Raw genomic sequence first — 6,048 nt, 5'->3', positions numbered from 1 at the left:
TTGCCAGATGCGCCAAGGATGAGAATCTTGATCATGTGGACGTCTCCGGTCGCGCGCTTGTCAGGTAGAAGCGCCAGTGAAAGCCGGGGTATGGTATGATCATGGACGCATGTCCAGAAATGTTCTGGACTGGTGTCCAAGAATATTTGCCCGTAAGGTCGTGGCTTGAAAAAACGAGGGCGCCGATGCCAAATCTTTCCCGCGACCTGCGTAGGACCCAGATCATCAACGCGGCGGTAGAGCTTACGATGACCGAGGGGTTGAACGCGGCCACCGTGCGCCGTGTCGCCTCTGCAATCAGCGTGTCGCCCGGACAGATTCACCACCATTTCACGTCTGCCGATGCCTTGCGGGCCGAAGCGTTCCGCGTGTTCGGTCAGCGGCTGGCCCAGACCTTCGAACGTGACGCGTCTGATCAACCGGCGATGGAGAGGGCACTGACGCTTCTGGACTGCAAGCGCAGCAACCCCGAGATCGATGTCGATCGGCTTTGGAAAGAGGCGATGTTCGCCTCGCGCGAGGCGGATCTGGTGCGCGAGGCGGTTCGCGACGTGCTGGTCGCGTGGCAGGACATGCTGGCGGATGCTCTGTCCGCCATTCTTGCAGAGCGTGGCCTTCAAACGGACCGTGAACTTCATGCTTCCGCGCGGAGACTGATCGCGATGGCGATCGGGTCGGACCTGATCGCCGACTTCCATCTCCGCGATCCCGGCGATCTGCAAGAGTTGCAGGACTGCATCGAGCAAGAGGTGGCGAAAATCGCCCGGACCTGATCCTCAAGGCTTCGGCGGCAGCCGCGACAGCAGGTCCGTGAGGATCTCTGACATCGCGGCGGCCGTGTCCGCCTGAGAGATCCGGCTCTCAAGGCACGCACGTCCCAACTCTTCCAGGGCGCCGAAAATGCCAATCAGTCGCGTCCGGGCTGGGCAGCTTGCCGCCAGCGCCCGCCTCAATCTTGAACTCGCGGCTGAACTTCCGTCTCGTCATATCCACTCTCCAGTTCCATGGTCACGATCTTATCTGCGTGTCCACGAAACCGGCAGCAGGCCAGAACGGTGTCCTTGGGGGCCCCTCTGATCAGGCGGGCAGCAGGGTACTTGCCGCGCAGTATGATCCCGACCTTAACGGAGCTTGACCGAAAGCACTTCTCATCGGCAATCTTCGCTCGGGAACCGCAATCGAGGCAGCGTCATGGCACCCGGAAACGCAGCAAAACCCTCAAGGGGCAGGCGCCGCCTGCTGGCCGCGTTCGGTGCCTTCGGCGCACTGGCGCTGCGCGGTGCGCATGCCACCCAGGATCGCGGGCGCGTTCTGGTGCTGGGCGCGGGTCTTGCAGGGTTGGCCGCCGCGCGGCTTCTGCAACGGGCCGGCCATGCCGTGACGGTGCTGGAAGCGCGCGACCGGGTCGGCGGGCGGATCCACACCTCGCGGCTCTGGCCGGATCTGCCGATGGATCTGGGGGCAAGCTGGATTCACGGAAAGCGCGGCAACCCCATGACAGAGATTGCAAAGGAAACGGGCTCACGGCTGGTGAGCACACGTTATGATAGCGCGATATTGTTGGGGCCGGATGGTGACGAGATCGACCCCGATCTGGCCCCGGCGCGTCGTGTCCTGCGTAACGCTCTGGCTGCGGCCGAGGATCGGTCGCGCGATATCTCGGTTCTCGACGCGGTCCAGTCGCATCGCGGATGGCAGCGTGCCGATGGCGAAACGCGGCGGCTGGTCATGTATCTGCTGAACAGCACGCTGGAACAGGAATATGGCAGCCCCGCCCGCCTGCTCTCGGCCTGGTATGGCGAGGAGGGGCGGGAATTCGACGGGGGCGACGCGATCCTTCCGGAAGGGTTCGACCAGATCACGACACATCTGGCACAGGGGTTGGCTATCCGCCTCAATGCGCAAGTGTCTGAAATCGCGCCCCGATCGGTGCGCCTTTTGGGCGGCGAACAGATCGAGGCCGACCGGATCATCTGCGCTCTGCCCCTTGGTGTGCTGAAATCGGGTGGACTGCGCTTTGCCGAGTCACTGGCCCCTGAACGGCAGCGCGCGATCGACAGCCTGGGGGTCGGTTTGCTGAACAAGTGCTGGCTGCGCTTCGACCGGGTGCGCTGGCCCTCGGATGTGGACTGGATCGGCTGGCTGGGGCCGAAGCCCGGATTTTGGGCAGAGTGGGTGTCGCTGGCACACGGCCTTGGTGCGCCGGTTCTTCTGGGCTTCAACGCCGCCGATCCCGCGACAGAGATAGAGGATTTGAACGACGCCGACACCATCGCCCTTGCGCATGAGGCCCTGCGGGCGATGTTCGGCAGCGCCTTTCGCGCCCCGCTGGCGGGGCAGGTCACGCGGTGGGGGCGCGATCCGCAGGCATTGGGCAGCTACAGCTTCAATGCGGTCGGGACTCGCCCTGCGACGCGCCGGGCGCTGGCAGGCGCGGATTGGGACGGGCGGCTCTGGTTCGCCGGAGAGGCGGCCTCGGCCGATCATTTCGGCACCGCGCATGGGGCGGTGCTGTCGGGTGAGGCTGTCGCGCGCGCGATGATTGCCCGCTGATCAGACAGGGAAAGGCCCCGAAGCGCCCTGATCGCAAGTCCAAACCGCCGCCCGACTTTGTAGAGATGGCCGCGCTCAACCGAACCGGCGAGCGGCGGTATACGCGGTCTTGGCTTCAGCCTTGAACTCGGCCTGAAGGGGCCTCTGCCACTGACTTCTGTGTAAAGAAAACTACGCCGTGCCTGCCCCGTCCTGGTCCTGAATTGCGGGCCGGCCTTCTGACACAGCGTCTGCACCAAGCGCTATCGCGATCACACGGGGCGCCTCGTCCCTCAATTTCCTCGAACTGGCTCTGGTTTGACCGGCGGTGGCGTCTTTTCAGGATGCCATGCCCTCGAACCGCACGCTCAGCGGCATAATACAACTTTTCTGTTGACGTGTCGTCACCGTGTCGGCAACCTGCATGTGCGGGATGAAAAGAACGAAGGGAACGCGTCGCTGCGATTTGCCTTCACCCGCGCCAACGGGAGAGAACGATGAACAAGATTGTAAGAAAGACGCTTGGTCGGGCCGCTGTTGCCGTGCTGATGCTGACTGGCGCGGCGTCGGCTCAGGACGGGCAAGGCTACTGGCAGCAGGTGCAAAGCGCCGGCAAGCTGCGCTGCGGTGCTGCGGTGGCTCCGCCCTATGTCATGCGCGATCCGGCCACGGGCGCCTATTCGGGGTTCTTTGCCGACCTCTGCCGCGAATTCGCGGAGACGCTGGAGGTCGAGGCCGAGTTCGTGGACACGACCTGGGACAACATCGTCGCGGGCCTGCAGGCGGGGCGATGGGACATGTCCCTTGCGCTGAACCGGACCCCGGTCCGTGCGATGGCCGTCCAGTTTTCGATTCCGGCGATGGAATACCAGATCTCGCTTGTCTACAACGCGGAGAACCCCAAGATCCCCGCGAACCCGGTTTCCGTCGCCGATCTGGACGTTGCGGGCGTGACGCTTGCCGTGATGTCCGGCACGGCCCAGGACAAGGCGATCTCGGCCGCCGTGCAGAACGCGACGATCCTGCGCCTGCCGACGGCCGACGAAACGCGCCTGGCGTTGCAGTCCCGGCGGGCCGATGTCGTGGTGGACGCTTCGGACACGAACCTGCTGTTCACGCAAGCCAACCCGGACTGGACGGCGACGCTGAACCCCGAACCCGCGCTGGCCAAGCAGGGCGTGGCGTTCGGCTTGCCCATCGGTCTTCGTGCCTCGGATGTCGCGGTCGTGGACATCTTCCTCGAGGAGCGGGTCGCGACCGGCGCCGTCGATGCCCTGATCGCCAAGGCCGCCGACGAGGTTCTCGCCGCGGGCGGACAATAAACCCAAGCTCAGCCGGGCTGCCGCCATGGCAGCCCGTTCCCGCGATTGCAACGGAGGTGAAGGATGACTTCGTCTGCGAACGGCGCCCCCTTGGTCGAGATCAGGGACCTGCACAAGGGTTATGGCCCGAACATCCAGGTCCTGAAGGGGCTGAACATCCAGATGATGCCGGGCGACCGCGTGGTCGTGATCGGCCCGTCAGGCGGCGGCAAGTCCACGCTTTTGCGCGTGGTCATGGGTCTTGAGCGGATCCAGGGCGGCGAGGTCCGATTTGCCGGCAAGCCCTATATCCGCGCCAACGGCCGGAAAACCGTCATCGACACGGACCTCCGGAAGCGGATCGGGATGGTCTTTCAGCACTATACGCTGTTTCCCCATCTCTCGATCATGGAGAATCTGATCCTCGCGCCGCGCAAGGTCAACGGCGAAGGCCGGGCCTCGGCGCGTGAACGGGGCCAGAAGATCCTCGAACGCTTTGGCCTGGGGGAAAAGGCCGATGCCTATCCCAGCCAGCTTTCCGGCGGCCAGAAGCAGCGGGTGGCCATCGCGCGCGCGCTGATGCTGGACCCCCAGTTGATGCTGTTTGACGAGGTGACCTCGGCGCTGGACCCGGAACTGGTGGCCGAGGTCGAGCAGGTCATCCTGAACCTTGCCGCCCAGGGGATGCCGATGATGATGGTGACCCACGACATGTGGTTCGCCAAGAATGTCGCAAGCCGCGTGATCTTCTGCGCAGGCGGCGTGGTGGTCGAGGACGGCCCCCCCGAGCAGGTGCTGGGCAATCCGCGCGAAGAGCGGACGCGCGAGTTCATCAACCGCGTTTTCCACATCAAGGCGTGAGGGCGATGGAGTATCAACTCGACATCGGGGCCGTCACCCGGAACATGGGGCCGCTGATAGACGGGCTGTGGGTCACGCTGCAACTGACGCTGGCGGCCAATGCGATCGGCATCGTCGCCGGCTTCGGGCTTGCGCTTCTGACGACATCGCGGCTTGCCATCCTGCGCTGGCCGTCGATGCTGTTCGTCGAGTTCTTCCGCTGCACCCCGGCCATCGTGCAGATCGTCTGGTTCTTCTACTGCGTGCCGATGATCTTTGGCGTATTCTGGGGGCCGATCTTCATGGGCATCATCGCGCTTGGCCTGAACCTGACGGCCTTCAACGCCGAAGCCTATCGCGCGTCGATCCAGGCAGTGCCCAAGGAACACCTTGATGCCGGCATCGCGCTTGGGCTTTCGCCGACGCAGCGCGTGTTGAACATCGTCCTGCCACAGGCGTTGCGCAATTCGGTCCCGGTGCTTCTGACCAACGGGATCGGCATCTTTCAGCAGTCGGCGCTGGTGGCGATCGTGGGCGTGGCCGACCTGATGTATCAGGGCAAGACGCTGGCCACCGCCACATACCGACCGATCGAGACATTCACGGTCGTCGCGCTGATCTACCTCGCCATCTCGTATCCGGTCGGCCAGTTCGTGAACTGGCTCGAGCGCCGGCAACGCCATACCTGAGAGGGTCCGACATGGGAATGACGCTGGATTTCTCGATCCTTGCCCGTTTCACCGATGCCTTTGCCCTGGGGCTCTGGACGACGATCAGGCTGACGCTTCTGTGCATCGTGCTGGGCACTTGCCTGGGGTTCGTGATCGGGCTGGTGCGCAGCAGCGGCAACGCCGTCATCCGGGGCTTGCTGGGGCTTTATGTCGAGATCTTCCGCGGCACGCCGGTGCTGATCCAGCTGTTCTGGGTCTTCTTCTGCCTGCCGCTGATTCTCGGGGTCGAATTGTCGAACTTTGCATCGGCCACGATCGCCCTGACGCTCTATATGGGGGCGATCACCTCCGAGACGTTCCGTGCATCGCTGCGCTCTGTCGGCAGCGAGCAGATGGATGCCTGCATCGCGCTTGGATTGCCGCGCCGTGCGCAGATCATGAACGTCATCATGCCGCAGGCGGTGCTGCGCGCGGCCCCGACCCTGCTTTCAAACGCCATCTCGCTGTTCAAGGAAAGCGCGCTGGTTTCGGCGGTGGGCATGGCTGACCTGATGTTCATCGGACAGAACATCTCGAACAACACCGCCCGCCCTGTCGAGGTGCTGACAGCCGTTGCCGCCATCTACTTCGTCATCGCCTTCCCGCTGACGCGGGTCGTCACCCTCCTCGAGCAGAAGCTGCTCAGGAAATTCTCTGCCTGAATG

6 protein-coding genes are annotated in these 6,048 nt (G+C 64.0%); all 6 read left to right on the top strand.

All coding sequences use genetic code 11. The annotated features are described in order from the left end of the window. The first annotated feature begins 95 nt into the window (after positions 1-95). The 6 genes from ACTZWU_RS15210 (at position 96) to ACTZWU_RS15185 (ending at position 6,045) form a co-directional block, all read left to right on the top strand. Positions 96-773: a TetR family transcriptional regulator gene (locus tag ACTZWU_RS15210; RefSeq protein WP_444738211.1), complete on the top strand. Its 678-nt coding sequence runs from the start codon at positions 96-98 to the stop codon at positions 771-773. A gap of 418 nt (positions 774-1,191) precedes the next feature. Further along, positions 1,192-2,553: a flavin monoamine oxidase family protein gene (locus ACTZWU_RS15205; protein ID WP_444738210.1), complete on the top strand. Its 1,362-nt coding sequence runs from the start codon at positions 1,192-1,194 to the stop codon at positions 2,551-2,553. A 476-nt stretch (positions 2,554-3,029) separates the two neighbouring features. Next, on the top strand, positions 3,030-3,854 hold the full coding sequence (locus tag ACTZWU_RS15200; RefSeq protein ID WP_444738209.1) for a substrate-binding periplasmic protein: 825 nt from the start codon (positions 3,030-3,032) through the stop codon (positions 3,852-3,854). Positions 3,855-3,917: 63 nt separating this feature from the next. Continuing rightward, a complete protein-coding gene (locus ACTZWU_RS15195; protein ID WP_444738208.1) occupies positions 3,918-4,694 on the top strand; it encodes an amino acid ABC transporter ATP-binding protein in 777 nt (258 codons plus the stop codon). 5 nt (positions 4,695-4,699) lie between these two features. After that, a complete protein-coding gene (locus ACTZWU_RS15190) occupies positions 4,700-5,362 on the top strand; it encodes an amino acid ABC transporter permease (protein ID WP_444738207.1) in 663 nt (220 codons plus the stop codon). 11 nt (positions 5,363-5,373) lie between these two features. Then, entirely contained in the window at positions 5,374-6,045 is a 672-nt protein-coding gene (locus tag ACTZWU_RS15185) for an amino acid ABC transporter permease (RefSeq protein WP_444738206.1), read from the top strand. Positions 6,046-6,048: the final 3 nt, after the last annotated feature.

This window comes from Paracoccus sp. NSM (assembly GCF_052379855.1).
Classification (GTDB): Bacteria; Pseudomonadota; Alphaproteobacteria; order Rhodobacterales; family Rhodobacteraceae; genus Paracoccus.
Note: the sequence above shows the minus strand (reverse complement) of the source record. Positions and strands in the feature narration are given on the sequence as shown.